Source organism: Azospira sp. I09 (genome assembly GCF_009177135.1).
Classification (GTDB): Bacteria; Pseudomonadota; Gammaproteobacteria; order Burkholderiales; family Rhodocyclaceae; genus Azospira; species Azospira oryzae.
This window is the reverse complement of sequence record NZ_AP021844.1, coordinates 2,610,039-2,636,280: the sequence shown is the minus strand read 5'-3', so window position 1 is coordinate 2,636,280 and position 26,242 is coordinate 2,610,039. Positions and strand designations below refer to the sequence as shown.

The following is a 26,242-nucleotide window of genomic DNA, read 5'->3' as shown; positions in this document are numbered from 1 at the left end:
GGTTCAGGAGAACAGCCACAAGGCCAGGAAGCCGCTGCCGATGGTGAGCAGGGTATTGCGCCGCCAGGCCGCCACCGCGATGGCCACCAGGCCGGCCCAGAAGCGGGGCCCCAGGCGCAATTCCCCGGCCGCCAGGAACAGTTCCGGCGCCACCAGGGCGCTAAGGGCGGCGATGGGCACGAACGGCAGGGCGGCAACGAACCAGGCGGGCGCCCGGTAACGCCCCTCGGCGGCAATGAAGGAGAGGCGGATGAGGAAGGTCAGCAGCCCCGCCGCCCCGAACAACAGCCACAGCTCGCCGTTCATGGCCGCGGCTCCCCTATGCCCCGCCGGGGCAGGAGCAGGACGCCGGCCGCCAGACCGGCCAGGGCGGCGCAGAACAGGCCCAGCTTGTAGGGCAGCGCCGCGGCAACCACGGCCACGGCCGCCGCCACCAGGGCCGCCGCCAGCCGGCTGCGGCTGTCGATGAGGGGCACCACGATGGCGATGAAGGTCAGGGGCAGGGCGAAGTCCAGGGGCAGATCCGCCGGCAGCCCCCGTCCCAGCAGCACCCCGGCCAGGGTGGCTAGTTGCCAGCTGCTCCACAGGGCCAGGCCGCTGCCCAGCAGCAGCCAGTGGCGCACTGCCTTGTGGGCCGGATCGAGCAGGTAGGGAATGGCGGCGGCGTAGGCCTCGTCGGTCAGCAGATAGGCCAGGGCCAGCTTCCAGCGCCATGGCAGATGTCCCAGCAGGGGCGCCACCGAGGCGCTGTACAGGGCATGGCGCAGGTTGAGCACCGCGGCGGCGCCGACCATGAGCAGAAGGGGAGCGCCCACGCCGATCAGCTGGGCCAGGAGGAACTGGGCCGAACCGGCGAAGACCACGGAAGACATGAGTACCGCCGCCAGGGGCGGGATGCCCGACTGCAGCGCCACCACGCCATAAATGACGCCAAAGGGCGCCACCCCCACCAGCAGGGGCAGCAGGGCCCGTAATCCCAGGAGGAAAGCCCCCCGGGGCGTCAGTCCGGCCCCAGTCGGGCCGGAAGTTTCAGCGGGGGCGTTCAACAGCCGGTGGCGGTGCGGGGTGTACCAGGGCGGGATGCAGGCCGGCAGGATTGGCTGCCCGGGCCCGGGTCAGTTCGATGTAGCGGCGCTTGTCCTGGTCGTACTTGCTGCGGATCTGCTGCAACTCCTGATTCTTGCGCTCCAGCAGCTCCTTTTGCAGACGCAGGTCGTATTCCGCATCCCGGATGTTCTTGCCCAGTTCAGAGGGCGCCGGGCGGTGCTTGTAGAACTCCATTTCGTCCTGCAGCCGCTTCAGGTGTTTCTGGGCATCGGCCACCTTGTTTTCGGACTGCTTGATCTGGCCCTGCATTTCCTGCTCATTGCGGCTCCGGATCAGGTCAATGTCCTTCTCGCTGCTATAGGTGTTGAGCAGGGCCGTATCCTTGCGCGCCTGTTCCTTCTGGGCGGCCTCTTCCTCCTTGCGCCGCTGCTCGTCCCTGACCTTCTGCGCCTGCTGTTCCGGCGTCAGGGGAGGCCCCACTTCCCGGGCCACGCCCAGGGAATTGAGTTCCTTGTAGGCGCGCTTCTGGCACTGGGGCGGCAGGGTGTCGCCGCAGGTCTTCTGGCCGTCCACCTCGCAGCAATAAAGCTTGACCAGGCGATTCGGGTCTTCACCGGACCTGGGGGGGGCCGCCCAAGCCGGCAGCGCCACGCCCCCGGCCAGGACCAGGGAAAGCAGCTTAGACGCGGGATACCCCATATTGGCTCCTGTAGGCGGCAACCGCCGCCTGATGCGCGGCCAGCTCACCATGGCTGGCCAGGAAGGTCATCAGATCTTCCAGCGTGGCCACGGCCACCACCGGAATGCCGTAGTCCCGCTCCACTTCCTGCACCGCGGAAAGTTCGCCGGTGCCCCGCTCCATGCGGTCCAGGGCGATGACGACGCCCGCCGGGGTGGCCCCGGCGGCACGGATCAGTTCCACCGATTCGCGCACGGAAGTGCCGGCGGAAATCACGTCGTCCACGATCAGCACCCGACCCTGCAGGGGGGCGCCGACGATGGTGCCGCCTTCGCCGTGGTCCTTGGCTTCCTTGCGGTTGAAGGAATAGGGCAGATTGCGGCCCTGGCCGGCGAGGGCCACGGCCACCGCGGCCACCAGGGGAATGCCCTTGTAGGCCGGGCCGAAGAGCAGGTCGAACTCAAGGCCGGAGGCGGCGATGGCTTTCGCGTAGAATTGGGACAGCCGCAGGAGAGAGTCCCCGTCGTTGAACAGGCCGGAGTTGAAGAAATAGGGCGAAAGCCGCCCGGCCTTGGTCTTGAACTCGCCGAAACGCAGCACCTGGCGGGCCACGGCGAACTCGATGAACTCCTGACGAAAATCCATAACGATCCTGTTTCCTAATTATTCCGATCGCCGCCTGGCGCGGCGCAACAAGGCAATGTTACGCATCATCTCCCTCAATCTCAACGGCATCCGCTCCGCCTTCAACAAGGGCCTGGCCGAATGGCTGGCCGCCCAGGACGCCGACATCGTCTGCCTGCAGGAACTGAAGGCCCAGGCCCCGGACCTGACCCCGGAAATGTCCAATCCGCCCGGCTTCACCGGCTATTTCCACTATGCCGAGAAGAAGGGTTACAGCGGTGTCGGCCTGTGGTGCCGCCAGCAGCCGGACCGGGTCAGCGAAGGCATCGGCCATGCCGGCTTCGACGCCGAAGGCCGCTACATCCGCGCCGATTTCGGCAATCTCTCGGTCATTTCCGTGTATGTGCCCTCCGGCTCCAGCTCGCCGGAACGGCAGGAAGCGAAGTTCCAGTTCATGGACGAATTCGCGCCCGTGCTCGCCGCGCTCCAGGCCGAAGGCCGGGAAGTGGTGCTGTGCGGCGACTGGAACATCGCCCATCAGGAAATCGACCTGAAGAACTGGAAGGGCAACCTGAAGAATTCCGGCTTCCTGCCCGAAGAGCGGGCCTGGATCGGCGATCTGTTCGAGCACAAGGGCTGGGTCGACGTGTACCGCCGCCTGCATCCGGAAGCCACCGGCGAGGCCTACACCTGGTGGTCCAACCGGGGCCAGGCCCGGGCCAAGAACGTGGGCTGGCGCATCGATTACCATATTGCCACCCCCGGCATCGCCGCCACCGCCCGGGAGGCCTTTGTCTACAAGGAGCAGCGCTTCTCCGACCACGCTCCCCTGATCGTGGACTACGACTTCGCCCCCGCCTAGGCCCCTGTCATTTGCCGCCTGCATGGGCTCGTTGATTTTGGGGCGGACTCCCGTTACTCTGGTCAACTCGCACTGACGGCCCTGCTGTGAGCCCCGCTGCAAGATTTCCGCAACATACTCCGAGAAGAGGAATCGCCATGAATGCCAATACCGATCTGTCCGCCGTCTCCAAGGAAAAGCTGGTCACCGACCTGAAGGTGGTGGTTGCCGACGCCGAAGAACTGCTGCGCGCCACCGCCAGCTCCGCCGGCGAAAAGGTTTCCGAACTGCGCGAGAAAATCCAGGACCGCCTGCGGGACGCCAAGATCCGCCTGGCCGACGCCGAAGCCGCCCTGGTGGACAAGACCAAGGCCGCCGCCCGCGCCACCGACGACTTCGTCCATGAAAACCCCTGGAAGGCCGTCGGCATCGCCGCCGGCGTGGGCCTGCTGCTCGGCGTCATCATCGGCCGCCGCTAAGCCGCAGCCGTAACGCCTCCCGGAAGGACGGCGCGTGCTCCGGCACGCGTGGCGCGCCTTCCGGGTTTGTTTTTCCGTTCCATCCCGTTCCACTTCCACTCCGGTAAACCCATGGCCGATCAAAGCGCGGGCTTCTTTGCTTCCCTGAAACGTCTGCTCGCCACCCTGGTGGCGACGGGCAAGACGCGCCTGGAACTGCTCGGTGCCGAGCTGGAAGAGGAAAAGATCCGTCTCACCCAGCTGCTGGTGTTCAGCGTCGCCGCCCTGGTCTTCCTGTGCATCGGCATGGTGCTGCTGGTGGCCCTGGTGGCTGCCGCCTTCTGGGAAAGCCGCATCGTCATCTTTGCCGTTTTCTCCCTGATTTTCATCGGTGGCGGCCTGGCCCTCACCGCCACGGCCCTGCGCCTCTCCCGCCGCCGCTCCGGCCTCTTCGCCAGCAGCATCAGCGAGCTGCAGGCCGATCTGGAAGCCCTGCGCGCCGCCCAGGCCGAGGCCGACGGGGAACAGCCCCGGCCATGAACGAGCGCCTGCTCGAGCTGGCCCACAAGCGGGGCCGCCTCTCCGCCAAGATCCAGGCCCAGCGCGAAGCCCTGGCCCGGGACAGCTGGCCCCTGGCCACCACCCTGGGAGCCGCCGACACGGGGGCCCAGGGACTGCGCTGGCTCAGGGAACATCCGGGAACCGTGGGCGCCGGCCTGGCCTTCAGCTTCATCCTGCGGCCAAAGCGGGTCTTCCGCTGGCTGCGGCGCGGCTATTTCGGCTGGAAGACCTACGTTGCCCTGCGGCAGCGCCTGAACGACCTCAGCCAACGCAGCCGGGGCTGAGCCATGGCCCCGCCCGAGAACACGGCGGCCACCGCCGCCGCCGACCCTGTCCCTGAAGAAACGCTGCTGCGGCAGATTCTCGCCGCCCAGAAGCGGCAGTCGCGCCAGGTCATTACGGAAGTGCTGCAGATGCGGGGCCTGATGCCCCTGCTGATGAAGACCCGCAATGGCGGCCACTGGACCACCGAGGAAAAGGCCGAACTGCTGCGCCACCTGCGGCGCCTCTCCCGCCTCTCGCCCTACCTGCTGTTCCTGCTGCTGCCGGGCTCGGCCCTGATCCTGCCCTTCTACGCCTGGTGGCTGGACCGCCGCCGGCTGCGCCGCAACGCCCTCAGATAATCCCCACGCCGGAAATTTCCCGGGCCAGGGTCGCCGCCGCGTTGTCGGTCATGGCGCCGACGTAGTCCAGCACTTCCATGTAGGCAGCGTAAAGCCCGGCCTCGCGCCGCACCGGCACCTCCAGCAGGGAGAGGGCCGTCTTCTGCCGGTTGTCCACCTCGCCGCTGCCCGTCACCTGGGCATGCACCGCCGGCACCAGCACATCCAGGATGGAAGCCAGGCAGGGATAGGCCGCCAGTTCGGTCATGACCTTGCTCTTGTGGCGGTAGACCCGGCGCCGGGCCAGGTCCTTGGCCTCGGAGAGGACCCGGTCCACATCCTCCGGACAGGCCGCCAGCAGGTCCTTGGCGCCGGTGCTTTCGCTGAAGGTGCCGTCGGTGAGGGAGCGCAGGTTCTTGATGAAGGCTTCGCTGATGGCATTGACGCAACGCCCCACGGCGACGCCGCGCAGCATGGCGCAACGCTGGCGGGCACCGGGGCTCTCCCACACCCGGCCGCTCTCGGCGGCGGCCAGGGGATTGATCAGGCGCTCGAACTCCTCCACCTCCAGGATGCCCATTTCCACCGCATCCTCCAGGTCCAGGATGGCGTAGCAGACGTCGTCTGCCGCCTCCATCAGGTAGGACAGGGGATGGCGCCCCCAGCGGTCTCCGCTCCGGGGCAGTCCCAGGGCCTCGGCCACGGCCTCGAAATAGGCCAGTTCGGACTGGTAGAAATTGAACTTGCCCGGCTTGGGGCTGGCGGCCACGGTCCACGGATACTTGATCATGGCCCCCAGGGCGGCGGCGGTGAGGCGCATGCCGCCTTCGTTGGCGTACATCTCCAGGCGGGAGACCATGCGAAAGCCGTGGGCGTTGCCCTCGAAGGTCTGCACATCGAGGCGCTCGGCCTCGGACAGGCCGGTCAGGAAGGAAGCGTTGCGGGCATCGCGGAACCAGGCCCGCAGGGCATCCTCGCCGGTGTGGCCGAAGGGGGGATTGCCGATGTCGTGGGCCAGGCAGGCCACCTGCACCACCATGCCCAGGTCGAAGGGGGTGATGCCCTCCGGCAGATAGCCCTGCTCGGCCATCATGGCCCCCACCCGGTTGCCCAGGCTGCGGCCGACGCAGGCCACTTCGACGCTGTGGGTGAGGCGGTTGTGGGTGTGGTCGTGGGTGGCCAGGGGATGGACCTGGGTCTTGCGCCCCAGGCGCCGGAAGGCGGTGGAGAAGACCACCCGGTCGTGGTCGATGTGATATTCGGTGCGCAGCCCCGCCGCCCCTTCCGCCGCCGTGGATGCCCGGGCCTCGATGATCTCGCCGGCCTTGACCTTGAAGCGGCGGGTGGAAAGACGTTGCTGCCAGAGGCTGGCCAGTTGACGGTCATTCATGGAATGGGTGAGCCGGGGATGGGGAGCAGGGATTCCGATTATACGGTGGCGCCTTGGCGTTTCGGGGCCCGGCAGGCACAATGGCTGCCCATAAGACCGGCCTCGCCCCCGTTTCCGGCTGAATTCTCATCTAAGCTTAAAGAACAAAAAAGCTACGTCACCTCCGGAGGTGCGTCATGATGAAACCCGCTACCCTCACCGCCGCCCAGCCCCTGGAATTGCGCAGCGGTGCCGATGCCGCCGCCTTCCTCGGCCGCCTGCCCATGGCCGATCCGGTGCGCACCCATGAAGCCCTGACCCGCTTCTTCACCACCCTGGCCCGGCATCCCCTGCCGCCTCTGGAGCAGGCTCCCGTCCTGGCCCAGGCGGAAAAGGCCCTGGCCTTCGTTCAGGACGAAGCCACCCGCCGCTACCTGTCCCGCCCCCTGCCCTACGCGGGCCAGGAACTGGCCCTGTTCCAGCGCACCGTGCAGCTGTGGCAGGACGCCGCCGACGCCTGGCTGGCCGCCGAGCCCCCGGCCGGCAGCGACGCCGACACGGCGGCGGTCCTGGAACGGGCCCTCTTCTGCCGCGGCATGGCCCTGGCCGAACACCTGGAGGCCCGCTTCCAGATTCCCGACGGCCTGTGGCAGTCCTTCCACGCCATCTACGCCGAGAGCGAACGGCGCCAGGTGGCCGACCTGGTGTTCCAGGACCCCAAGGGGCGCAGCCTCAGTTGCGCCCGCAGCTACGCGGCGGTGCTGCTGTTCGACCTCTCCAAGCCCTATTCCCTGCGTTCCCGCGACATTCCGGTGGTGTGGCGCTGGTCCCGGGCCCTGGCCCAGCTGGTGCAGATCGCCAGCATTGACGCCGGCGAGCCGGCCCCCTTCGTCATCGACCTGGAAAGCGACCGGCCGGTGGCCAAGCCCCTGCCCTCCGCCATCCTCGGCCCCCAGGTGCGCCGACTCGTCACCGCCGACCTGGCCAGCCACATGCGCAAGCTGCGGCGGCGCCTGGCCGAGGCGGTGTCGCCGGCGGACCTGCAGCTGGGCGACGAGGTCAGCCCCGGCGACGCCCAGCGCCTGCTGGCCCACCTCAAATACCCCTGGTCCCAGGAAGCCATCGCCCGGGCCTTCGACCTGCGCCAGCCCATCGGCACGGCGGAGGTGGTGCTCGGCTACGAGGCCATCCACTACCGCCTCACCGGCCGCGAGATGCACCGACCCAAGGCGGCGGCCGCCGCCTACCAGTATTCCCGCCAGGACGCGGAGCGGCTGGCCGTGTTCGGCACCGCCCGGGACGACGCCAGCAGCGTCAGGGAAGAAGCCAGCCAGCGCTACAGCGGCGAAACCTGGACCCTGCTGGAGCAGAGCGCCCACGCCTTCCGCCTGTACCGCCCCGAAGGCGGCGCCCGGGTCGCAGTGGGCCAGCTGGCGGCCATTGCCGGGGAGGACGGGCAGCTGGTGCTGACCCGCCTCAGCAGCCTGATGCAGACCGGCAGCGGCGGCGTCGTGGCCAAGGCCAAGCGCCTGCCGGGCCTGGCCCTGGGGGTGGCGGTGACGGCCCTGGGCGCCAACCTGCCGCTCCAGGCCAGCGTCGGCGGCTTCATCATCCAGCCCGTCGGTGCCGATCCGGGCGCCCTGCCCGACCTGGTGCTGCCCCGGGGCTGGTACCTGAAGAACCGCCCGGTGGAACTGGAGCAGGGCCAGTCCCGCCGCTACCGTCTGGACAAGGTGGTCTTCAGCGGCCACGACTTCGACCTGGTGAGCTGCGGCAGCAACGAGGCGGCGTGACTTAGTTCCTTGGGCGGCGCCCCGCCGGGGCCCAAGAATCAAGCCATTCCCGGGCCGTTGCCGGACCCGGAACCATCGCCAGGAAGAGCGCCGCCATGCCAGCCCCCACCAGTGCACCACGCACCGCCCCCGCATGTCCCCGCCGGTCCACGCTGCGACCTCCGGGTCCCGTCCCCTCCTGCCACAACGCCGCCGGCAGCGCCCGCTCCCCGGGTCTCACGAGCCACCCGGCCGGCACCGTCGGCCGGTCCGGACGGGAGGGCTAGGCCATGGGCAACCCAAACGCTGCCGGCGTCGCCCTGGCCTTCCCCGATCTGCCAAGCGGGGCGGCCTTCCTGGCGCGGCTGCCCCTGGCAGACCCGTCCCTCCTGCATGACGGCCTGGTCCGCTTCCAGCACAGCCTGCTGACTGCCCCGCCGGCGCCCCTGGCCGCCCTGCAGCTCCTGGAGCAGGCCCGCACGCCCCTCGCCTTCGCCCAGGAGGAGCTGGCCAAACGCTACCTCAACCGCCCCCTGCCCCTGGCGGACCAGGAAGAAACGACCTTCGCCGCGGTCACGGCCGCCTGGCGGCGCATGGCCCAGGCCTACGCCCGGGTCGCCCAGGGGCTGGAGCCAGGCCAGGACACGCCGGAGCGGCTGGCCCTGATCCTGCACCGCTGCCTGCACTACACCGCCCTGCCCATGGTCGAGCACTACCGGGCCCGGCGCGAGCTGGAAGCGGGCCTGTGGCTCGAGCTCCACGGCTATTTCGGCAGCGCCGAGGAATGGGGCGTGGCCACCCTGCCGGTGGCCGATCCCGAGATGCCGGAACACGGCCAGGGCCATTGCGCGGCCATCTACAACGCCGCCCTGCTGCTGGAACTGGCCGGCCCCTACAGCCTTTCCCTGCGCCAGCTGGAACTGGCCTGGCGCTGGGCCCGGCTGTGGGCGCCCCTGGTGGGGATCGACGCCCTGGCAGCGGGCGATGGCGCGCCCCGCTTCGTCGTTGATCTGCTTCGGGACGGCGGCCTCCAACCCCATGACGCGACGGCGGACGCACCGACCCTGCGCCGCCTCGACACTTCGCGCCTGACCCTGCGCCTGCGCCAGGCCCACCAGGGCCTCAAGGCCCGGCTCTCACCGGTGGACGCCGGCCTGGGCGAAGGCTGCAGCGCCAGCCAGTGCGTCCACCTGCTCGCCCTGCTTTTTCGCCCCTGGTCCCAGACCCCCGCCCTGCGCCGCTTCCGGCGCCACCCGGGCAAGGGCCGGCTGCGTCTTTGCGTCGGCTGGGAAGCCCTGCACTACTTTGTCGCCGGCCGGGAGTTCGTGCAGCCCGACAATGTGCGGGTCTATTCCCGCCAGGAGTTCGACAGCCTCTTCATCTTCCGCCACCAGGTGGACCCGAGCCAGCCCCTGGCGGTCGCCTCGGCCCGCCTGGCTTTCGCCGCCGATACCTGGAGCGTGGCCAACGAGTCGGCCGCCGGCTACCGCCTGCGCCGGGACGGCGCCGGCCAGCGGCTACAGCAGGGGCAGTTGGTGGGGGTGGCCGGGGAGGAGGCGGAGCAGTTCATGCTCGGCCAGGCCAATTGGGTCATGCAGGAGCGGGACGGCGCCGAGGCCGGCGGACTGGTAGCCGGCATCAGCCTGCTGGCGGGACTGCCCCAGGCGGTGGCGGTACGCCACCATGGCGCCGACCATTCGCCCTCGGAGCCCTATGTGCGGGCCTTTCTGCTGCCGCCGGTGCCAAGCCTGGAACAAGGGGCTTCCCTGATCCTGCCCCTGGGCTGGTACGGAGCCCGGCGCCAGGTGGAAATCCACAGCGACGGCACCTGGCTGGTGCAGCTGGAAGAGTTGCTGCAAGGCGGCGCCGATTTCGAGCGGGTCAGCTTCAGCGTCTGCGGCTAGGGCGGTTGCCGGCGCCTCAGTCGGGAATGCGCAGGGCCGGGAAGCAGGCGGAGAAGCGGCTGCCCTTGCCGGCCTCGCTCTCCACTTCGAGACGGCCCTGGTGCCGTGTCAGCACGTGCTTGACGATGGCCAGGCCGAGGCCGGTGCCGCCGGTCTCCCGGGAGCGGCTGCGGTCCACCCGGTAGAAGCGCTCGGTGAGCCGGGGAATGTGCTGGGGCGCGATGCCGATGCCGCTGTCGGCCACGGTGAAGGCGGCGCCGTCGGCGGTGCGCTGCCAGATCAGCTCCACCCTGCCGCCATCCGGCGTGTAGCGCACGGCGTTGGACGCTAGGTTGCCGAAGGCGCTGCGCAGTTCGTTGGCACAGCCCAGCAGCACCGGAGGGCCGTCGCACACCAGGCTGATCTGGTGCCGCCCGGCGGAGAGGGCCTGGGCTTCCTGCTGGATGGAGGCCAGCAGGGCCGGCACTTCCACCCGTTCGTCCAGGGGGGTCAGGCTGCCGGTCTCCAGGGCGGAGAGGGTCAGCAGGTCGTCGATCAGGTGCTGCATGCGTCCCGACTGCTCCTGCACCAGGCGCAGGTAGTGCAGGGCGTCTTCCCGGGGATAGGCGTCGAAATCATCCACCAGCATCTCGACGAAGCCGCTGACCACGGTCAGGGGCGTCTTCAGTTCGTGGGAGACGTTGGCGACGAAATCCCGGCGCATGTTTTCCAGGCGCTCCAGCTGGCTTATGTCCCGGCTGATGAGCAGATTCTGGTCGTCGCCATAGGGGATCACCTGGATCTGCAGGGTCTGGCCCTTGTGCAGGTCGTTCTGCAGCAGCAGGGGCTCGTCGAACTGGCCGGCGCTGAGGTAGCTCACCATCTCCGGCTGGCGGATCAGGTTGGTGACCGGCTGGCCCCGGTCGGTGGCCGGGTTGAGATTGAAGTGGGCGGCGGCCTGGGCATTGAGGCCGTCGATCTGGCGGTGCCGGTTGAAGACCACCACCCCGTCGGGCAGGGCCTCGCCGGCCAGGCGGAAGCGCTCCAGGGCCCGGGCCAGGGAGTGCTGCTGCTCCAGGCGGATGCGCACCCGGCGGTGCAGGCCGGCGAAGGCCACTTCCCAGATACCCCAGCCGGCGGGCACCCGGGCGTCCAGGGGCCCGCGCAGCCAGCGCATGAGCTTGGCGAGGAACCACAGGTGGTACAGCAGGTAGAGCAGCAGGCCGCCGCAGAAGGTTTCCCAGGCCTGCTGGCGGCCGACGAAGATCCAGACGGGACCGGTGACGGCACAAAGCAGGAAGAGGAAGAAGAAGGCGCGCAGCCAGACGGCTTTGACCATGAGAACAGACCGATCAGGAAGAAGTGGTCAGGGCGGCAGTTTAGCCGGCCTGGGTGGAGAAGCGGTATCCGCTGCCGCGCACGGTCTGGATCAGGCGTTCGTGGCCGGTGGGCTCCAGGGCCGAGCGCAGGCGGCGGATGTGCACATCCACGGTGCGCTCCTCGACGAACACATGATCGCCCCACACCTGGTCCAGCAGCTGGGCCCGGCTGTGGACCCTCTCCGGGTGGGTCATGAAGAAGTGCAGCAGGCGGAATTCCGTCGGCCCCAGGTCCACCGGGCTGCCGTTGCCCAGCACCCGGTGGGTGATGGGATCCAGGCGCAGGCCTTCGATATCCACCGGGTCCTCGGTCATCTGGGGCGCCCGCCGGCGCAGCACCGCCTTGATGCGGGCCTGCAGCTCCCGGGGGGAGAAGGGTTTGGTGACGTAGTCGTCGGCCCCGGCTTCGAGGCCGGCGATCTTGTCGTGCTCCTCGCCCCGGGCGGTGAGCATGATGATGGGCACGTCCTTGGTCCGCTCGTCGGCCCGCAGCTTGCGGGCGAACTGCACACCGGACATGCCGGGCAGCATCCAGTCCAGCAGGACCACGTCGGGCAGCACCTCGCGCACCTTGCGCTCCGCCTCTTCGGCATCGTAGGCCCGCAGCACCTGGTGCCCGGCATGCTGCAGATTGGCGGCGATCAGTTCCTGGATCGAGGGTTCGTCTTCGACGACAAGGATGTTGGCTGGCATTGGGTTGGTTGTCCGTTAAGCTTTGCAGAAAAGTCTATTGCAGCCAGGTGACAAATTGATGACAGCCGGAACGGATCGTCCGGCACGGGCCCGACGTCCCGGCCAGGCCCCATCTGCGCTATGATAGCGCGTCTTTTTTGCAGGATTTGCGGCCATGGCCGGGCTCAATCGGGAAACTCCCATTCCCACCGAAATCAAGCTGCACCAGAAATCCCGACTGCTGGAAATCAGCTTCGCCGACGGACAGCGCTTTGAACTCGCCTACGAGTTCCTGCGGGTGCTCTCCCCCTCCGCCGAGGTGCGGGGCCACGGCCCCGGCCAGGAACGGCTGCAGGCCGGCAAGCAGGCGGTGGAGATCGAGCGCGTGGAGCCGGTCGGCAACTACGCCATCAAGCTGGTCTTTTCCGACGGCCACGACAGCGGCCTCTACTCCTGGGACTACCTCTACGAACTGGGCCTCAACCGGGACGCCCTGTGGCAGGAGTACCTGGCAAAGCTCGCCGCCGCCGGCCTCTCCCGGGACCCGGCCGACCTGCCCCCGCCGCCGCCCCGCCCCCAGGGCGGTTGCGGCAAGCACTGACCTTTCCCCATTTCAACGCTTAGCTAAACGGATTCCCATCATGGGCGACAAAACTCATTTCGGCTATCAACAGGTCGACGAGGCCGAAAAGGCCCAGAAGGTGGCCGACGTCTTCTCTTCCGTGGCCCAGCGCTACGACCTGATGAACGACCTCATGTCCGGCGGCCTGCACCGCCTGTGGAAGGCCTTCACCATCGCCCAGAGCGGCGTGCGCGAAGGCAGCCGGGTGCTGGACGTGGCCGGCGGCACCGGCGACCTCTCCCTGGCCTTTGCCAAGAAGGCCGGCAAGAGCGGCCAGGTGTGGCTCACCGACATCAACAACGCCATGCTGACCCGGGGCCGGGACCGCCTCTGCGACAAGGGCTTCGTCGTCCCCGTGGCCCAGTGCGATGCGGAGAAGCTGCCCTTCCCCGACGACTATTTCGACGTGGTCACCGTGGCCTTCGGCCTGCGCAACATGACCCACAAGGACAAGGCCCTGGCCGAGATGCGCCGGGTCCTGAAGCCGGGCGGCCGCCTGCTGGTGCTGGAGTTCTCCCAGGTGTGGAAGCCCCTGGCGCCCTTCTACGACTTCTACTCCTTCCAGGTCATCCCCCGCCTGGGCCAGCTGATCGTCAAGGACCCGGACAGCTATCGCTACCTGTCCGAATCCATCCGCGTGCATCCGGATCAGGAAACCCTCAAGGGCATCATGGAACAGGTGGGCCTGGAAAAGGTCGAATACTTCAACCTGACCATGGGCGTGGTCGCCCTGCACCGCGGTTACAAGTACTAAGCGTACCCATACCAACAACGAGGAGAGACATCAGTGAAGAAGCCCTTGATCGCCCTGTGCACCCTGGTTCTGGGCCTGGCCCTGGTCGCCCCCGATGCCGATGCCGCCCGCCTCGGCGGCGGCCGCAGCAGCGGCATGCAGCGCAGCGTCACGCCCCAGCACAACACCGCCCCCAGCGGCACCACGGCCCCCAAGCAGAACGCCGCTCCGGCCCAGCAGGCCCAGCCTGCCACCGCCGGTGCGCCGGCGCCCCAGGCTGCGCCCAAGCGCAGCTGGCTCGGTCCCATCGCCGGCCTGGCCGCCGGTATCGGCCTGGCCGCCCTGGCTTCCCACTTCGGCTTCGGCGAAGGCATGGCCAACTTCCTCATGATCGCCCTGCTGGCCATGGCTGCCGTGTTCGTTTTCCGTCTCATTTTCCGCCGCCCGGCTGCAGCAGCGCCGCGCTCCGAACCCCTGCAGTATGCCGGCGTCGGCGGCCCCTCCATGGCTCCCATGCCGGAAGTGACGCCCGTGGGTGGCGGCAACGCAGCCGTCCCGGCCGCTGAGGCTGCGCCGGCCGCCGCAGCCAACATTCCTGCCGATTTCGACAGCGAAGGTTTCCTGCGGGTGGCCAAGCTCAACTTCGTCCGCCTCCAGGCCGCCAACGACCAGGGCAACCTGGACGACATGCGGGAGTTCCTGGCCCCCGAGATGTTCGCCGAAGTGCAGTTGCAACTGAGCGAGCGGGGCGGCAAGGCCCAGCAGACCGATGTGGTGCAGCTCAACGCCAGCCTGCTGGAGGTGGTCAGCGAGACCGGCCGCCACATCGCCAGTGTCCGTTTCAACGGCCTGCTGCGGGAAGAGAAGGATGCAGCACCGGCGCCCTTCGACGAAGTCTGGCACCTGGTCAAACCCACCGACGGCAGCCGGGGCTGGATGGTCGCCGGCATTCAGCAACTGTCCTGAACCCCATGCTGGACCGTCCCTTCCTCGCCGGGCTCAATCACCTGCTGGGCCGGGAGCCGTGGGCGCGCCAGCGCCTGCGGCCCTTCGCCGGCCGCGGCGCCAGGATTTCCCTGCCGCCCTGGTTCAGCCTGGACCTGACCGTGGCCGAGGACGGCACCCTGCACGGCGGCCCCCTGGCTGCTCCCGACGTCCTCATCAGCCTGCCGGAACATGCCCCTTTGCGCTTCTTCGGCCATCCCCAGGAAGCCTTGGCAGCCGCCCGTCTGGAAGGCACGGCCGATTTCGCCGAAGCCCTGGGCTTTGTCTTCCGCAACCTGCGCTGGGATGCGGAAGAAGACCTGGCGCGCCTGCTGGGCGACATTCCGGCCCGGCGCCTGGCGGGACTGGGTGCCAGCCTCTTCAATTGGCAAAAGGAGGCCTGGAGCCGCCTGAACGCCAACTTTGGCGAATATTTCAGACACGAGCAGGGCGCCGGCGGCCCCATCCAGCGCCGCGAATGGCAGGGCCATCAGCAGGCCGTTTCCGCCGCTGCGACGGAGGCCGATGCCCTGGCCGCCCGCCTGGAGCGTCTGCAGGGCTGACTCAATCCAGCCAGAACTTCCCAAACACACAAAAGAAAAGGCAGCCCGGAGGCTGCCTTTTTTGTGCTGCGACGATCAGCTGCTTAGTGCTTGCGCTTCTTCAGCTGCTCGATGGTTGCCAGCTGGGCCACGGCTTCAGCCAGTTCGGCTTCGGCCTTGGCGTAGTCCATTTCGGCAGAGCGGTTCTGCAGGGCTTCTTCCGCTGCCTTCTTGGCTTCCAGCGCCTTCGCCTCGTCCAGGTCGCCACCGCGGATAGCGGTATCGGCCAGCACGGTCACGATGGTGGGCTGAACTTCCAGCATGCCGCCGGAGACGTAGATCATCTCGAACTCGGCATCCGGCACCTTGATACGCACGGTACCGGGCTTGATACGGGTCAGCAGCGGGGTGTGCCGCGGGTAGATGCCGAGTTCGCCGGCTTCGCCCGGGAGCACCACGTATTCAGCTTCGCCGGAGAAGATGGACTCTTCGGCGCTGACCACGTCTACATGTACTCTCAATGCCATGATAGGGGTTCCCCTCAGGATGGCCGCACCCCGGACGGGATGCGGCTTACCGGTTGATTACTGGAGGGTCTTCGCCTTTTCGAAGGCCTCTTCGATGGAGCCGACCATGTAGAAGGCCTGTTCCGGCAGGTTGTCGCATTCGCCGGCCACGATCATCTTGAAGCCCTTGATCGTTTCCTTCAGCGGCACGTACTTGCCGGGAGAGCCGGTGAACACTTCGGCCACGTGGAAGGGCTGGGACAGGAAGCGCTGGATCTTACGAGCGCGGGCCACGGCCAGCTTGTCTTCGGGAGCCAGTTCGTCCATACCCAGAATGGCGATGATGTCGCGCAGTTCCTTGTAGCGCTGCAGGGTCATCTGCACGCCGCGGGCCACGTTGTAGTGCTCTTCGCCCACGATCTGGGGATCCAGCTGGCGGGAGGTGGAGTCCAGGGGATCCACGGCGGGGTAGATACCCAGCGCAGCGATGTCCCGGGACAGCACGACGGTGGAGTCCAGGTGGAGGAAGGTGGTGGCGGGGGACGGGTCGGTCAAGTCATCGGCAGGCACATACACGGCCTGGATGGAGGTGATGGAACCCACCTTGGTGGAGGTGATCCGTTCCTGCAGGCGGCCCATTTCGTCGGCCAGAGTGGGCTGGTAACCCACGGCGGACGGCATACGGCCCAGCAGAGCGGACACTTCGGTACCGGCCAGGGTGTAGCGGTAGATGTTGTCCACGAAGAACAGGATGTCACGGCCTTCGTCACGGAAACGCTCGGCCATGGTCAGGCCGGTCAGCGCCACGCGCAGACGGTTGCCGGGGGGTTCGTTCATCTGACCGAACACCATGGCCACCTTGTCCAGCACGTTGGAGTCCTTCATCTCGTGGTAGAAGTCGTTACCTTCACGGGTACGCTCACCCACGCCAGCAAACACGGACAGACCGGAGTGCTGTTTGGCGATGTTGTTGATCAGCTCCATCATGTTCACGGTCTTGCCCACGCCGGCGCCACCGAACAGACCCACCTTGCCGCCCTTGGCGAACGGGCAGATCAGATCGATCACCTTGATACCGGTTTCGAGCAGTTCCACGGAGGGGGACAGCTCGTCGAAAGCGGGAGCCTTCTGGTGAATGGCGCGCGTTTCGTCGGAAGCGATGGGGCCGGCTTCGTCGATGGGGCGGCCCAACACGTCCATGATGCGACCCAGGGTACCGTGGCCCACGGGCACGGAAATGGGCTTGCCGGTGTTGTTGACTTTCATACCGCGGCGCAGGCCGTCGGAAGAACCCAGGGCGATGGTACGGACAATGCCGTCACCCAGCTGTTGCTGAACTTCGAAGGTCAGACCCTTTTCGATGTTGGCGTGCTCTTCGGCCACATCGAGCATCAGGGCGTCATAGACCTTGGGCATGGCTTCGCGGGGGAACTGGATGTCCACCACAGCGCCGATGCACTGAACGATCATACCTTGACTCATTTTGAATCCCTCAAACTATAGAAACCAGTTAGACCGCCGCTGCGCCGCTGACGATTTCGGACAATTCCTTGGTAATCGCTGCCTGACGGGTCTTGTTGTAGACCAGTTTCAGTTCGCCGATCACATTCTTGGCGTTGTCGGAAGCCGACTTCATGGCCACCATCCGGGCGCTCTGCTCGGAAGCCATGCTTTCAGCCACTGACTGATAGATCAGCGCTTCGACATAGCGGACCAGCAGGTCGTCGATCACGGACTTGGCGTCGGGCTCGTAGACGTAGTCCCAACGGGCGGACTCGGAGCCCACGACCTCACCGGACAGGGGCAGCAGCTGCTCGATAACCGGCTCCTGCTTCATGGTGTTCACGAAGCGGGTGTAGGCGATGAACAACTGGTCGATCTCACCGTTGATGTAGGCATCGAGCTGAACCTTGACGGGCCCGATCAGGCGTTCCAGGTGGGGCGTATCGCCCAGGCCGGTGACCTGGGAAACGACGCTGGCGCCGGAACGCTGCAGGAAGCCCAGACCCTTGTTGCCGATGGCGGTCGCCTGGATGGCGATGCCCTGGCTTTCCAGGTCCTTCATCTGGTTCAGAACGTTGCGCAGCACGTTGGAGTTCAACGCGCCGCACAGGCCCTTGTCGGAGGTCACGACGATGATGCCGGCCTTCTTGATCGGATCACGCTTCACCAGGAACGGATGCTTGTACTCGGTCAGCGCATGAGAGAGGTGGGCGGCCACGCGGCGGATCTTCTCGCCATAAGGACGCGCCTGACGCATACGTTCCTGCGCCTTGCGCATCTTCGACGCGGCCACCATCTCCATGGCCTTGGTGATCTTGCGCGTGTTTTCCACGCTCTTGATCTTGTTGCGGATTTCCTTGCCGCTAGCCATTACGCTCTCCTGGACGGATTAAACCCAAGCGGCCTTGAATTCCTTGATCGCTTCGACGAGTTGCTTTTCGCCGTCAGCATCCAGGTCCTTGGACGTTTCCATCTTGGTCACCAGATCGGCGTACTTTTGACGAACGTAGCCGTGCAGGCCCTTCTCGAATTCGAGAACGCGCTTCACGTCGATGTCATCAGCGTAGCCCTTGGTGATGGCGTACAGAGTCACGGCCTGGTCGGCAATGCTCAGCGGGGTGTATTGGCCCTGCTTCAGCACTTCCACGGTACGGCGGCCACGCTCCAGCTGCTTGCGGGTAGCTTCGTCCAGATCGGAAGCAAACTGGGCGAAAGCGGCCAGTTCGCGATACTGGGCCAGGTCGGTACGGATACCGCCGGACAGCTTCTTGATCAGCTTGGTCTGGGCAGCACCACCGACGCGGGACACGGAGATACCGGCGTTGATAGCGGGACGGACACCGGCGTTGAACAGGTCGGTTTCCAGGAAGATCTGACCGTCGGTAATGGAGATCACGTTGGTCGGCACGAAGGCGGACACGTCACCAGCCTGGGTTTCGATCACGGGGAGAGCGGTCAGAGAACCGGTCTTGCCCTTGACTTCGCCGTTGGTCAGCTTTTCCACCCATTCTTCGGAAACGCGGGCTGCGCGTTCCAGCAGACGGGAGTGCAGGTAGAACACGTCACCGGGGTAAGCTTCACGGCCGGGAGGACGACGCAGCAGCAGGGAGATCTGGCGATAGGCCCAGGCTTGCTTGGTCAGATCGTCATAAATGATCAGGGCGTCTTCACCGCGGTCGCGGAAGTATTCGCCCATGGTGCAGCCGGCGTAGGGAGCGATGAACTGCAGTGCAGCGGAGTCAGAAGCGGAAGCGGCCACCACGATGGTGTATTCCATGGCGCCGTGTTCTTCCAGCTTGCGTACCACGTTGGCGATGGTGGAAGCCTTCTGGCCCACCGCCACGTAGATACACTTCATGTTCTGACCCTTCTGGGCGATGATCGCATCAACGGCCACAGCGGTCTTACCGGTCTGACGGTCACCGATGATCAGTTCGCGCTGGCCGCGGCCGACGGGAACCATGGAATCGATAGCCTTGATACCGGACTGCACGGGCTGGGACACGGACTTCCGCCAGATCACGCCGGGGGCGACCTTCTCGATCTTGTCGGTCAGCTTGTTGCCCAGGGGGCCCTTGCCGTCGATAGGCTGGCCCAGGGCGTTAACCACGCGGCCGATCAGCTCGGGACCAACGGGCACTTCCAGAATGCGACCGGTGCACTTGACGGTGTCACCTTCGGAAATGTGCTCGTATTCACCCAGCACCACGGCGCCCACGGAGTCACGCTCCAGGTTCAGGGCCATACCGAAGGTGTTGCCGGGGAATTCCAGCATTTCGCCTTGCATTACATCCTGCAGGCCGTGAACGCGGCAGATGCCGTCGGTCACCGAGACAACGGTACCCTGCGTGCGGGTCTCGGCGCCCACCTGCAGGTTTTGAATCTTGCTCTTGATCAGTTCGCTGATCTCGGACGGATTCAACTGCATGAATTTCTCCTAGTTCTTGAGCGCCGTAGCCATCGCTTCGAGCTTGCCGCGTACGGAAGCGTCGAGGACCTGGTCACCCACCGCCACTTTGATACCACCGATCAGCGCTGCATCCACCACCACGCGGGGCTGGAGCTTGGAGCTGAAATGGGTTTCAAGTTGGCCCAACAGATTTTTCACTTGCGCGTCATCGAGGGGGAAGGCGCTGTAAACAACGGCTTCCTTGATGCCCTCTTCGGCACTCTTGAGCTGCTCGTAGATTTCCTGGACTTGCGGCAGCAGGGAGAGGCGCTCGTTTGCCGCGAGAACCCGGATAAAACCGGTCACGTCGGCATTCTTGGCAGCCTCGCCGCTGAGCGAGACGAAAAGCTGGGTCAGCTGATCGGCCGAAAGCTTCGGGTTGCCAATGCACTGGACCATTTCGGGGTCCTGTGCAATGACAGCCAGCAGCTTCAGGGTGTCCGACCACTGAGCCAGGGCCTTTCCGTCGCGCGCCAGGCGGAAAACTGCTTCCGCGTAGGGACGAGCGATGGTGACGGATTCAGCCATAAGCGTTACAGATCCTGTTTGATCGTGCTCAGGATGTCAGCGTGGGCCTTGGCGTCGATTTCGCGGCGCAGGATCTTCTCTGCACCGACAACGGCCAGCTCAGCCACGCGCTCACGCAAACCTTCCTTGGCACGCACCACTTCCTGTTCGATCTCGGCCTTGGCAGCGGCGACGATACGGTCAGCTTCAACCTTCGCCTGGGACTTGGCTTCGTCGATGATCTGGGCGGCGCGCTTGTCAGCGCCGGCGATCAGTTCGGAGGCCTTTTCCTTGCCTTCGCGCAGGGCTTCCGCCGAGCGCTTGGTCGCGAGCTCGAGGTCGTGCTTGCCACGATCGGCGGCAGCAAGACCGTCAGAGATTTTTTTCGCTCGCTCGTCGAGCGCCTTCACGATGGGCGGCCACACGAATTTCATCGTGAACCACGCCAAAATGAAGAACACAACGAGCTGGGCGACCAGAGTTGCGTTCAGATTCACGGCTCTAACCCTTTAAAAAAAGTTGTTCGAGGCGCGAATTACTTGAGAACGAACGGGTTGGCGAAGGCGAACATCATGGCGATACCAACGCCAATCAGGAAGGCGGCGTCGATCAGACCGGCCAGCAGGAACATCTTGGTTTGCAGTTCGTTCATCAGTTCGGGCTGGCGAGCGGAGGCTTCCAGGTACTTGGAGCCCATGATGCCGATACCGATACAGGCGCCAATAGCACCCAGACCGATGATCAGACCGGCGGCCAGTGCGACGAAACCGAGGATGTGTTCCATGTTTGCTCCTTGCAAAAGTAGAGGTAGTAAGTTGAAAAGGTAAAACGGGAAACCGTTACGAGATTAGTGGCTCTCGTGGGCCTGACCGATGTACACCAGGGTCAGCATCATGAAGATGAAGGCCTGCAGGGCAACGATCAGGATATGGAAGATGGCCCACACGGAACCGGCGATGACGCCGCCGATCCAGAGGAACGCACCGGTGGCGGTACCGGCCCAGGCAGCACCCATCAGGGCGATCAGCATGAACACCAGTTCGCCGGCGTACATGTTGCCGAACAACCGCATGCCGTGGGACACGGTCTTGGCCAGGAACTCGATCATCTGCATGGCGAAGTTGATCGGGTAGAGCAGGGGATGGCTGCCGAAGGGAGCGGTGAAGAGCTCGTGCACCCAGCCACCCAGACCCTTGATCTTGATGTTGTACCAGATGCAGACCAGCAGCACGCCGATGGACATGCCCAGGGTGCCGTTCAGGTCGGCGGTGGGAACCACGCGCAGGAAGGCGTGGTGGTCGCCGGAAGCGGCTTGCCAGAGGCTTGGCAGCAGATCGACGGGCAGGAAGTCCATGGAGTTCATCAGGAAGATCCAGATGAACACGGTCAGAGCCAGGGGAGCCACGAACTTGCGGGACTCTTCGCTATGCACGATGCCCTTGGCCTGGTTGTTCACCATTTCCAGGACGATTTCCACGGCGGCCTGCATGCGACCGGGAACGCCGGAGGTAACGCTCTTGGCGACACGCCACATGACGAACAGACCGAGGACCCCCATAAGAATGGAGAAAACCACGGTGTCGACGTTGATGACGGAGAAGTCAATAACGGCGGACTGGGCGTGACCGGTGGAATTGAAGTGGGTCAGGTGGTGGACGATGTACTCGCCAGCGGTGGGGGCGTTGGCGGCGTGTTCCGCGACTGCCTCGTGAGCGTTTTCCATTTCAGGATTTCTTCCAAAAAGCCAAAAAACTCGCCTGCAGCGTCACTACCAGACCGAGCAGCATGGAGGGCCAATGCATCTCGGGATAAACCTTGGCAGCAACAGCCAGAATTCCGATGGTGGCGGCAACCTTGACGAATTCGCCGAGGAAGAAGCCCGCTACGCCGGGACCACCCGGGCGCCGCGCCGCTACAGCCAGGCGCAGGGCGAACAGGGCGTTGGGGAGCAGGCAAGCGCCACCACCCACCGCCGCAGAGGCCGCACCGTGCCCTCCGACGAACATGCCAAGCAGGCCAGCCGTGATTACTACCGCCCAGATTTGGAAAATGATTGCCCGGAACATGATTGATTTTCCGCGGTTTTTCCAAACTGGAGGGAGCGGTTCAAAACCCGAACCAACGTCGCCAGCCGCCGCACACAAAGATAAATAATATAAGAGTTATCCCTTATTTAGTCAATGGAAACGCCGGAACAAAATAAGGGGTTTGCCAGTCTCAGGGCGCCATTCGCGCCTTTGGGATGACATGGCCATGGCAGGACAAATGGTTTCAGGCCTTGTCAGCCCTGACTCCTACGGGTTTACCGCAGTCCTCGTCCGCCACAGTCGCCGTTTGCAGCCGGACTCAGCGGAAACGGGCCAGCAGTTCGTCGAGCTGGTCCAGGCTGGAGAATTCGATGGCCATCTTGCCGGCGCCCTTCCTGTTGGCCGCCACCGTCACCTTGGCTCCCAGCAGGTCCGACAGTTCTTCCTCCAGTCGCAGCAGATCCCGGTCCTTGGCCTTCTCGACCTTTTTCGGCGGATTCAGCAGGGCCTGCACCAGGCGCTCCGTTTCCCGCACGGAAAGGCCCTTGTGGGCCACCCGGTTGCCCACCTGTATCTGCTCCGCCCCTTCCAGGGAGAGCAGGGCCCGGGCGTGACCCATGTCCAGCTTGCCTTCCAGCAGCAGTTCCTGGACCGGCGCCGCCAGCTGCAGCAGACGCAGCAGGTTGGAAGCGGCGGGACGGGAGCGGCCAACCGCATCGGCGGCCTGCTGGTGGGTCATCTCGAACTCGTCCACCAGGCGCTGCAGGCCCATGGCTTCTTCCAGGGGATTGAGGTTTTCCCGCTGGATGTTCTCAATGAGGGACATGGCGGCCGCGGCTTCATCGGGGATTTCCCGCACCAGGGTCGGCACTTCGGTCATGCCCGCCATGCGGCAGGCACGCCAGCGGCGTTCGCCGGCGATGATTTCGTAGCCGCCGTTGATCGGCCGCACCAGGATGGGCTGCATGATGCCCTGGGCCTGGATGGAGGCCGCCAGCTCCTTGAGGGAACCTTCGTCCATGCGGGTCCGCGGCTGGTACTTGCCCGGCTTCAGGGCATCGATGGGCAGCGTCCGCTGCTGGTCCTTCTTGGCGTCGGCGGCGTCGCCGGCCAGCAGGGCGTCCAGGCCCCGGCCCAGTCCCTTCATCTTCATGCCGCCACCTCTTGCTGCCGCGGAGCGCCACCGATGCGCTCCAGCATCTCCTCGGCCAGGGCCAGGTAGGACAGGGCGCCCTTGGAGGTCTTGTCGAAGGCGATCACCGGCTTGCCGTAGGACGGGGCCTCGGCCAGACGCACGTTGCGCGGGATGACGGTGCGGTACACCTTGCCGGAGAAGTGGCTCTCCAGTTCGGCGGAAACCTGTTGATTGAGGGTGGACTGGGAGTTGTACATGGTGCGCAGCAGGCCTTCGATTTCCAGGGCGGGATTGAGATTGGCCCGCACCTTGCGCAGGGTGGTGACCAGATCGGTGAGGCCTTCCAGGGCGTAGTACTCGCACTGCATGGGGATCATCACCGCCTGGGCCGCCGCCAGGGCATTCACCGTCAGCAGGTTGAGGGCGGGCGGGCAGTCGATCAGGACGAAGTCGTAGGCCTGGCCGTCCAGGGCCTCCTTGAGGCGGCGCTCCCGCTGGCCCACGTCGATCAGTTCCACTTCGGCCCCGGCCAGTTCCCGGTTGGCGGGAATGACGTCGAAGCCGAATTCGGTCTTGATGGTGGCCTGCTCCAGGGTCGCCGCCCCCAGCAGGATCTGATAGACGGAAGGCAGGGCTTCCTTCTTGAAGATGCCGCAGCCGGTGGTGGCATTGCCCTGGGGGTCCAGGTCGATGAGCAGGACGCGCTGCCCCAGGGTCGCCAGGCAGGCGGCCAGGTTGACGCTGGTGGTGGTCTTGCCGACCCCCCCCTTCTGGTTGGTAATGGCCAGGATCTTCACGCCTTCATTCCTCTCTCAGAACCACCAGATGGCGCGCCCCCTCGACTCCGGGCACGGCCAGCGGGTGTACCGCCTCGACGACAATCCCCGCCGGCAGGCGGGAGAGCTCTTCCTGGGGATAGATCCCCTTCATCGCCAGCCAGCGCCCACCGGGCGCCAGCAGGTGACGGGTGAGACTGACGAAATCGGCCACCTCGGCAAAGGCCCGGGAGGTGATGGCCGCAAACTTCTGTTCCGGTTGCCAGGCCTCCACCCGCAGGCACTGGGCGGAGAGCCCCGGCAGGGGCAGTTCCATGGCGGCCTGCTTCAAGAAGGCCACCTTCTTGGAATTGCTGTCCAGCAGGGTCACCGCCAGACTTGGCCGGGCAATGGCCAGGGGAATGCCGGGCTGGCCGCCGCCGCTGCCCACGTCCAGCACATTGGCGGGCGCCAGGGCGTCCACAAAGGGCAGGATGGCCAGGGAATCCAGCAGGTGGTGGCTCACCGCCTTGTCCTGGTCGCGCAGGGCGGTCAGGGCATAGACCTTGTTCCACTTGGCGAGCAGGGCCAGGTAGGCGAGCAGTTTACCCTGTGCGGCGCCGTCCAGGGGTATTCCGAGGGCATCGAGGCCCTGGGCCAGTTGCTGGGCCTGACTGGAGCCGCTCATCGGGCGCTCCGCTTCAAGTGGATCAGCAGCAGGGAGATGGCCGCCGGGGTGATGCCCTGCAGCCGGGAAGCCTGGCCGATGGTCTCGGGCCGCTGCCGTGCCAGGCGCTGGCGCACCTCGTTGGAGAGACCGTGCACCTGGGCATAGTCCAGGTCGGCGGGGATCGCCAGGTTCTCGTAGTCGGCGGCCTTGGCCACCTCCTCCCGCTGGCGGTCGATGTAGCCCTGGTACTTGGCCTGGATTTCCAGCTGCTCCACCGCCCGGGCATCGGCCAGGGACTCGCCGGCACCGGGCAGGGTCAGCAGGTCGGCGTAGCTCACGTCCGGCCGGCGCAGCAGCTCGAAGAGGTTGTATTCGTGGTCGATGGCCTTGCCCAGAACCCGCACCGCATCGGCTTCCGGCAGGGTCTGGGGGCGCACCCAGGTGCTCTTCAGGCGCTCGGCTTCGGCGGCGATGGCATCCCGCTTGCGGCAGAAGGCATCCCAGCGGGCGTCGTCCACCAGGCCCAGTTCCCGGCCCTTCTCGGTGAGGCGCAGGTCGGCATTGTCTTCCCGCAGCTGCAGGCGGTACTCGGCCCGGCTGGTGAACATGCGGTAGGGCTCGGAGACGCCCCGGGTGATCAGGTCGTCCACCAGGACGCCCAGGTAGGCCTCGTCCCGGCGCGGGCACCAGGCTTCCTTCTCCTGCACCTGCAGGGCGGCGTTGACGCCCGCCAGCAGGCCCTGGGCCGCCGCTTCCTCGTAGCCGGTGGTGCCGTTGATCTGGCCGGCGAAGAAAAGGCCGTTGATGGCCTTGCTCTCCAGGGAGGACTTCAGCCCCCGGGGATCGTAGTAGTCGTACTCGATGGCGTAGCCGGGGCGCAGGATGTGGCAGTTCTCCATGCCGCGGATGGAGCGCACGATCTGCAACTGCACGTCGAAGGGCAGGCTGGTGGAGATGCCGTTGGGGTAAATCTCGTGGGTATCCAGGCCCTCCGGCTCGAGGAAGACGTGGTGGCTGTCCTTGTCGGCGAAGCGGTGGATCTTGTCCTCGATGGAGGGGCAGTAGCGGGGCCCGACGCCCTCGATCACCCCGGTGTACATGGGGGAGCGGTCCAGGTTGGCGCGGATGATGTCGTGGGTGCGGCTGTTGGTGTCGGTGATCCAGCAGGGCAGCTGCTTCGGGTGCTGGGCCGCGTTGCCGAGGAAGGAGAACACCGGCAGGGGATCATCCGAGTACTGGGGCTCCATCACCGAGAAGTCGATGCTCTTGCCGTCCAGGCGCGGCGGCGTGCCGGTCTTCAGGCGCCCCTGGGGCAGGGCCAGTTCCTTCAGGCGGGCCGCCAGGGAGACGCTGGGAGGGTCGCCCATGCGGCCCCCGGTGTAGTTCTGCAGGCCGACGTGGATCAGGCCGTTCAAGAAGGTGCCGGCGGTCAGCACCACCGCCCGGGCTTCGAAGCGCACCCCCAGCTGGGTCACGGCCCCCACCACCCGGTCGCCTTCGACGATCAGGTCGTCGCAGGCCTGGGCGAAGAGGGTCAGGTTGGGCTGGTTCTCCAGGCGGGTGCGGATGGCCTGCTTGTACAGCACCCGGTCGGCCTGGGCGCGGGTGGCGCGCACCGCCGGGCCCTTGGAGGCGTTGAGGATGCGGAACTGGATGCCGCCCTCGTCGGTGGCCGCCGCCATGGCGCCGCCCAGGGCATCCACCTCCTTCACCAGGTGGCCCTTGCCGATGCCGCCGATGGAGGGATTGCAGCTCATGGCCCCCAGGGTTTCCAGGTTGTGGGTCAGGAGCAGGGTGCGCGCTCCGGCCCGGGCCGCCGCCAGGGCAGCCTCGGTGCCGGCGTGACCGCCGCCGACGACAATGACATCGAACCGGGTGGGAAACAGCATGGGGACTCGTTTACGCAAAAGGCCCGCAGGCAA

General features: G+C 66.2%; 31 protein-coding genes. 11 read left to right on the top strand and 20 right to left on the bottom strand.

Annotation, left to right across the window (positions count from 1 at the left end):
* Positions 1-3: 3 nt before the first annotated feature.
* From AZSP09_RS12310 to pyrE, 4 genes are read right to left on the bottom strand one after another with little or no spacing between them, the layout of a single operon-like run.
* Positions 4-306, bottom strand: coding sequence for an AzlD domain-containing protein (locus tag AZSP09_RS12310; RefSeq protein WP_152090204.1), 303 nt, complete (start codon positions 304-306; stop codon positions 4-6).
* A complete protein-coding gene (locus tag AZSP09_RS12305) occupies positions 303-1,046 on the bottom strand; it encodes an AzlC family ABC transporter permease (RefSeq protein ID WP_152090203.1) in 744 nt (247 codons plus the stop codon). The genes AZSP09_RS12310 and AZSP09_RS12305 overlap by 4 nt, the downstream gene beginning before the upstream one ends.
* Positions 1,030-1,746: a hypothetical protein gene (locus AZSP09_RS12300; protein WP_014235981.1), complete on the bottom strand. Its 717-nt coding sequence runs from the start codon at positions 1,744-1,746 to the stop codon at positions 1,030-1,032. The genes AZSP09_RS12305 and AZSP09_RS12300 overlap by 17 nt, the downstream gene beginning before the upstream one ends.
* Positions 1,727-2,371: an orotate phosphoribosyltransferase gene (gene pyrE, locus AZSP09_RS12295; RefSeq protein ID WP_014235980.1), complete on the bottom strand. Its 645-nt coding sequence runs from the start codon at positions 2,369-2,371 to the stop codon at positions 1,727-1,729. The genes AZSP09_RS12300 and pyrE overlap by 20 nt, the downstream gene beginning before the upstream one ends.
* Positions 2,372-2,426: 55 nt before the next feature.
* Here pyrE and AZSP09_RS12290 point away from each other — a divergent pair, with 55 nt between their 5' ends.
* The 5 genes from AZSP09_RS12290 (at position 2,427) to AZSP09_RS12270 (ending at position 4,833) form a co-directional block, all read left to right on the top strand.
* A complete protein-coding gene (locus AZSP09_RS12290; RefSeq protein ID WP_152090202.1) occupies positions 2,427-3,212 on the top strand; it encodes an exodeoxyribonuclease III in 786 nt (261 codons plus the stop codon).
* Positions 3,213-3,349: 137 nt separating this feature from the next.
* The gene (locus AZSP09_RS12285; RefSeq protein WP_014235978.1) at positions 3,350-3,670 is read left to right on the top strand and encodes a DUF883 family protein; all 321 of its coding nucleotides are present in this window, start codon (positions 3,350-3,352) and stop codon (positions 3,668-3,670) included.
* Positions 3,671-3,781: 111 nt separating this feature from the next.
* On the top strand, positions 3,782-4,189 hold the full coding sequence (locus AZSP09_RS12280) for a phage holin family protein (RefSeq protein ID WP_014235977.1): 408 nt from the start codon (positions 3,782-3,784) through the stop codon (positions 4,187-4,189).
* Complete coding sequence (locus AZSP09_RS12275; protein WP_014235976.1) at positions 4,186-4,494, top strand: YqjK-like family protein; 309 nt, start codon at positions 4,186-4,188, stop codon at positions 4,492-4,494. Before AZSP09_RS12280 ends, AZSP09_RS12275 begins: the two co-directional genes overlap by 4 nt.
* A gap of 3 nt (positions 4,495-4,497) precedes the next feature.
* Entirely contained in the window at positions 4,498-4,833 is a 336-nt protein-coding gene (locus AZSP09_RS12270) for a hypothetical protein (protein WP_152090201.1), read from the top strand.
* Here the strand turns inward: AZSP09_RS12270 and AZSP09_RS12265 are convergent.
* Positions 4,826-6,202, bottom strand: a complete 1,377-nt coding sequence (locus AZSP09_RS12265; RefSeq protein ID WP_014235974.1) for a deoxyguanosinetriphosphate triphosphohydrolase — start codon at positions 6,200-6,202, stop codon at positions 4,826-4,828. The genes AZSP09_RS12270 and AZSP09_RS12265 overlap by 8 nt on opposite strands.
* Before the next feature lie 176 nt (positions 6,203-6,378).
* On the opposite strand from AZSP09_RS12265, the gene AZSP09_RS12260 reads away from it, so the two are divergent.
* Positions 6,379-7,974 (top strand): hypothetical protein, encoded by a 1,596-nt coding sequence (locus AZSP09_RS12260; protein ID WP_014235973.1) that lies wholly within the window; start codon positions 6,379-6,381, stop codon positions 7,972-7,974.
* A gap of 269 nt (positions 7,975-8,243) precedes the next feature.
* Complete coding sequence (locus tag AZSP09_RS12255) at positions 8,244-9,857, top strand: hypothetical protein (protein ID WP_152090200.1); 1,614 nt, start codon at positions 8,244-8,246, stop codon at positions 9,855-9,857.
* A gap of 16 nt (positions 9,858-9,873) precedes the next feature.
* Here AZSP09_RS12255 and phoR read toward each other — a convergent pair whose 3' ends face one another.
* Both phoR and phoB read right to left on the bottom strand, forming a co-directional pair.
* Positions 9,874-11,175 (bottom strand): phosphate regulon sensor histidine kinase PhoR, encoded by a 1,302-nt coding sequence (gene phoR, locus AZSP09_RS12250; protein ID WP_152090199.1) that lies wholly within the window; start codon positions 11,173-11,175, stop codon positions 9,874-9,876.
* Between the two features lie 40 nt (positions 11,176-11,215).
* Entirely contained in the window at positions 11,216-11,908 is a 693-nt protein-coding gene (phoB, locus tag AZSP09_RS12245; protein WP_014235970.1) for a phosphate regulon transcriptional regulator PhoB, read from the bottom strand.
* A gap of 154 nt (positions 11,909-12,062) precedes the next feature.
* On the opposite strand from phoB, the gene AZSP09_RS12240 reads away from it, so the two are divergent.
* Genes AZSP09_RS12240 through AZSP09_RS12225 form a run of 4 tightly spaced genes read left to right on the top strand, consistent with a single transcriptional unit; the run spans position 12,063 to position 14,789 of the window.
* Entirely contained in the window at positions 12,063-12,488 is a 426-nt protein-coding gene (locus AZSP09_RS12240; RefSeq protein WP_152090198.1) for a gamma-butyrobetaine hydroxylase-like domain-containing protein, read from the top strand.
* A 40-nt stretch (positions 12,489-12,528) separates the two neighbouring features.
* A complete protein-coding gene (gene ubiE / locus AZSP09_RS12235) occupies positions 12,529-13,263 on the top strand; it encodes a bifunctional demethylmenaquinone methyltransferase/2-methoxy-6-polyprenyl-1,4-benzoquinol methylase UbiE (RefSeq protein WP_014235968.1) in 735 nt (244 codons plus the stop codon).
* Positions 13,264-13,296: 33 nt separating this feature from the next.
* Entirely contained in the window at positions 13,297-14,208 is a 912-nt protein-coding gene (locus AZSP09_RS12230; RefSeq protein ID WP_152090197.1) for a Tim44 domain-containing protein, read from the top strand.
* 5 nt (positions 14,209-14,213) lie between these two features.
* On the top strand, positions 14,214-14,789 hold the full coding sequence (locus AZSP09_RS12225) for a ubiquinone biosynthesis accessory factor UbiJ (protein WP_152090196.1): 576 nt from the start codon (positions 14,214-14,216) through the stop codon (positions 14,787-14,789).
* An 83-nt stretch (positions 14,790-14,872) separates the two neighbouring features.
* Here AZSP09_RS12225 and AZSP09_RS12220 read toward each other — a convergent pair whose 3' ends face one another.
* From AZSP09_RS12220 to mnmG, 13 genes are all read right to left on the bottom strand, one after another.
* Positions 14,873-15,295 (bottom strand): F0F1 ATP synthase subunit epsilon, encoded by a 423-nt coding sequence (locus AZSP09_RS12220; protein WP_014235965.1) that lies wholly within the window; start codon positions 15,293-15,295, stop codon positions 14,873-14,875.
* A 57-nt stretch (positions 15,296-15,352) separates the two neighbouring features.
* Positions 15,353-16,756 (bottom strand): F0F1 ATP synthase subunit beta, encoded by a 1,404-nt coding sequence (atpD, locus tag AZSP09_RS12215; protein WP_014235964.1) that lies wholly within the window; start codon positions 16,754-16,756, stop codon positions 15,353-15,355.
* 28 nt (positions 16,757-16,784) lie between these two features.
* Positions 16,785-17,648, bottom strand: a complete 864-nt coding sequence (atpG, locus tag AZSP09_RS12210) for a F0F1 ATP synthase subunit gamma (RefSeq protein ID WP_014235963.1) — start codon at positions 17,646-17,648, stop codon at positions 16,785-16,787.
* Between the two features lie 18 nt (positions 17,649-17,666).
* Positions 17,667-19,205 (bottom strand): F0F1 ATP synthase subunit alpha, encoded by a 1,539-nt coding sequence (gene atpA / locus AZSP09_RS12205; protein ID WP_014235962.1) that lies wholly within the window; start codon positions 19,203-19,205, stop codon positions 17,667-17,669.
* Positions 19,206-19,214: 9 nt separating this feature from the next.
* On the bottom strand, positions 19,215-19,754 hold the full coding sequence (locus AZSP09_RS12200) for a F0F1 ATP synthase subunit delta (RefSeq protein WP_014235961.1): 540 nt from the start codon (positions 19,752-19,754) through the stop codon (positions 19,215-19,217).
* A 5-nt stretch (positions 19,755-19,759) separates the two neighbouring features.
* The gene (locus AZSP09_RS12195; protein WP_014235960.1) at positions 19,760-20,230 is read right to left on the bottom strand and encodes a F0F1 ATP synthase subunit B; all 471 of its coding nucleotides are present in this window, start codon (positions 20,228-20,230) and stop codon (positions 19,760-19,762) included.
* A 38-nt stretch (positions 20,231-20,268) separates the two neighbouring features.
* A complete protein-coding gene (gene atpE, locus AZSP09_RS12190) occupies positions 20,269-20,517 on the bottom strand; it encodes a F0F1 ATP synthase subunit C (protein ID WP_014235959.1) in 249 nt (82 codons plus the stop codon).
* 63 nt (positions 20,518-20,580) lie between these two features.
* The gene (gene atpB, locus AZSP09_RS12185) at positions 20,581-21,456 is read right to left on the bottom strand and encodes a F0F1 ATP synthase subunit A (protein WP_152090195.1); all 876 of its coding nucleotides are present in this window, start codon (positions 21,454-21,456) and stop codon (positions 20,581-20,583) included.
* Position 21,457: 1 nt separating this feature from the next.
* The gene (locus tag AZSP09_RS12180; RefSeq protein ID WP_043797713.1) at positions 21,458-21,799 is read right to left on the bottom strand and encodes an ATP synthase subunit I; all 342 of its coding nucleotides are present in this window, start codon (positions 21,797-21,799) and stop codon (positions 21,458-21,460) included.
* 280 nt (positions 21,800-22,079) lie between these two features.
* Positions 22,080-22,913, bottom strand: a complete 834-nt coding sequence (locus AZSP09_RS12175) for a ParB/RepB/Spo0J family partition protein (RefSeq protein WP_014235956.1) — start codon at positions 22,911-22,913, stop codon at positions 22,080-22,082.
* Complete coding sequence (locus AZSP09_RS12170) at positions 22,910-23,692, bottom strand: ParA family protein (RefSeq protein WP_014235955.1); 783 nt, start codon at positions 23,690-23,692, stop codon at positions 22,910-22,912. The genes AZSP09_RS12175 and AZSP09_RS12170 overlap by 4 nt, the downstream gene beginning before the upstream one ends.
* A 4-nt stretch (positions 23,693-23,696) precedes the next feature.
* Positions 23,697-24,338, bottom strand: coding sequence for a 16S rRNA (guanine(527)-N(7))-methyltransferase RsmG (gene rsmG / locus AZSP09_RS12165; protein ID WP_152090194.1), 642 nt, complete (start codon positions 24,336-24,338; stop codon positions 23,697-23,699).
* The gene (mnmG, locus tag AZSP09_RS12160; protein WP_152090193.1) at positions 24,335-26,209 is read right to left on the bottom strand and encodes a tRNA uridine-5-carboxymethylaminomethyl(34) synthesis enzyme MnmG; all 1,875 of its coding nucleotides are present in this window, start codon (positions 26,207-26,209) and stop codon (positions 24,335-24,337) included. The genes rsmG and mnmG overlap by 4 nt, the downstream gene beginning before the upstream one ends.
* Between the last annotated feature and the right edge of the window lie 33 nt (positions 26,210-26,242).

What these genes read in the sequence shown, in the direction of transcription:
- AZSP09_RS12310 (WP_152090204.1), bottom strand. Translation starts at nt 306, where the DNA reads ATGAACGGCGAGCTGTGGCTGTTGTTCGGGGCGGCGGGGCTGCTGACC.
- AZSP09_RS12300 (WP_014235981.1), bottom strand. Translation starts at nt 1,746, where the DNA reads ATGGGGTATCCCGCGTCTAAGCTGCTTTCCCTGGTCCTGGCCGGGGGC.
- pyrE (WP_014235980.1), bottom strand. Translation starts at nt 2,371, where the DNA reads ATGGATTTTCGTCAGGAGTTCATCGAGTTCGCCGTGGCCCGCCAGGTG.
- AZSP09_RS12290 (WP_152090202.1), top strand. Translation starts at nt 2,427, where the DNA reads ATGTTACGCATCATCTCCCTCAATCTCAACGGCATCCGCTCCGCCTTC.
- AZSP09_RS12285 (WP_014235978.1), top strand. Translation starts at nt 3,350, where the DNA reads ATGAATGCCAATACCGATCTGTCCGCCGTCTCCAAGGAAAAGCTGGTC.
- AZSP09_RS12280 (WP_014235977.1), top strand. Translation starts at nt 3,782, where the DNA reads ATGGCCGATCAAAGCGCGGGCTTCTTTGCTTCCCTGAAACGTCTGCTC.
- AZSP09_RS12275 (WP_014235976.1), top strand. Translation starts at nt 4,186, where the DNA reads ATGAACGAGCGCCTGCTCGAGCTGGCCCACAAGCGGGGCCGCCTCTCC.
- AZSP09_RS12270 (WP_152090201.1), top strand. Translation starts at nt 4,498, where the DNA reads ATGGCCCCGCCCGAGAACACGGCGGCCACCGCCGCCGCCGACCCTGTC.
- AZSP09_RS12265 (WP_014235974.1), bottom strand. Translation starts at nt 6,202, where the DNA reads ATGAATGACCGTCAACTGGCCAGCCTCTGGCAGCAACGTCTTTCCACC.
- AZSP09_RS12260 (WP_014235973.1), top strand. Translation starts at nt 6,379, where the DNA reads ATGATGAAACCCGCTACCCTCACCGCCGCCCAGCCCCTGGAATTGCGC.
- AZSP09_RS12255 (WP_152090200.1), top strand. Translation starts at nt 8,244, where the DNA reads ATGGGCAACCCAAACGCTGCCGGCGTCGCCCTGGCCTTCCCCGATCTG.
- phoR (WP_152090199.1), bottom strand. Translation starts at nt 11,175, where the DNA reads ATGGTCAAAGCCGTCTGGCTGCGCGCCTTCTTCTTCCTCTTCCTGCTT.
- phoB (WP_014235970.1), bottom strand. Translation starts at nt 11,908, where the DNA reads ATGCCAGCCAACATCCTTGTCGTCGAAGACGAACCCTCGATCCAGGAA.
- AZSP09_RS12240 (WP_152090198.1), top strand. Translation starts at nt 12,063, where the DNA reads ATGGCCGGGCTCAATCGGGAAACTCCCATTCCCACCGAAATCAAGCTG.
- ubiE (WP_014235968.1), top strand. Translation starts at nt 12,529, where the DNA reads ATGGGCGACAAAACTCATTTCGGCTATCAACAGGTCGACGAGGCCGAA.
- AZSP09_RS12225 (WP_152090196.1), top strand. Translation starts at nt 14,214, where the DNA reads ATGCTGGACCGTCCCTTCCTCGCCGGGCTCAATCACCTGCTGGGCCGG.
- AZSP09_RS12220 (WP_014235965.1), bottom strand. Translation starts at nt 15,295, where the DNA reads ATGGCATTGAGAGTACATGTAGACGTGGTCAGCGCCGAAGAGTCCATC.
- atpD (WP_014235964.1), bottom strand. Translation starts at nt 16,756, where the DNA reads ATGAGTCAAGGTATGATCGTTCAGTGCATCGGCGCTGTGGTGGACATC.
- atpG (WP_014235963.1), bottom strand. Translation starts at nt 17,648, where the DNA reads ATGGCTAGCGGCAAGGAAATCCGCAACAAGATCAAGAGCGTGGAAAAC.
- atpA (WP_014235962.1), bottom strand. Translation starts at nt 19,205, where the DNA reads ATGCAGTTGAATCCGTCCGAGATCAGCGAACTGATCAAGAGCAAGATT.
- AZSP09_RS12200 (WP_014235961.1), bottom strand. Translation starts at nt 19,754, where the DNA reads ATGGCTGAATCCGTCACCATCGCTCGTCCCTACGCGGAAGCAGTTTTC.
- atpE (WP_014235959.1), bottom strand. Translation starts at nt 20,517, where the DNA reads ATGGAACACATCCTCGGTTTCGTCGCACTGGCCGCCGGTCTGATCATC.
- atpB (WP_152090195.1), bottom strand. Translation starts at nt 21,456, where the DNA reads ATGGAAAACGCTCACGAGGCAGTCGCGGAACACGCCGCCAACGCCCCC.
- AZSP09_RS12180 (WP_043797713.1), bottom strand. Translation starts at nt 21,799, where the DNA reads ATGTTCCGGGCAATCATTTTCCAAATCTGGGCGGTAGTAATCACGGCT.
- AZSP09_RS12175 (WP_014235956.1), bottom strand. Translation starts at nt 22,913, where the DNA reads ATGAAGATGAAGGGACTGGGCCGGGGCCTGGACGCCCTGCTGGCCGGC.
- rsmG (WP_152090194.1), bottom strand. Translation starts at nt 24,338, where the DNA reads ATGAGCGGCTCCAGTCAGGCCCAGCAACTGGCCCAGGGCCTCGATGCC.
- mnmG (WP_152090193.1), bottom strand. Translation starts at nt 26,209, where the DNA reads ATGCTGTTTCCCACCCGGTTCGATGTCATTGTCGTCGGCGGCGGTCAC.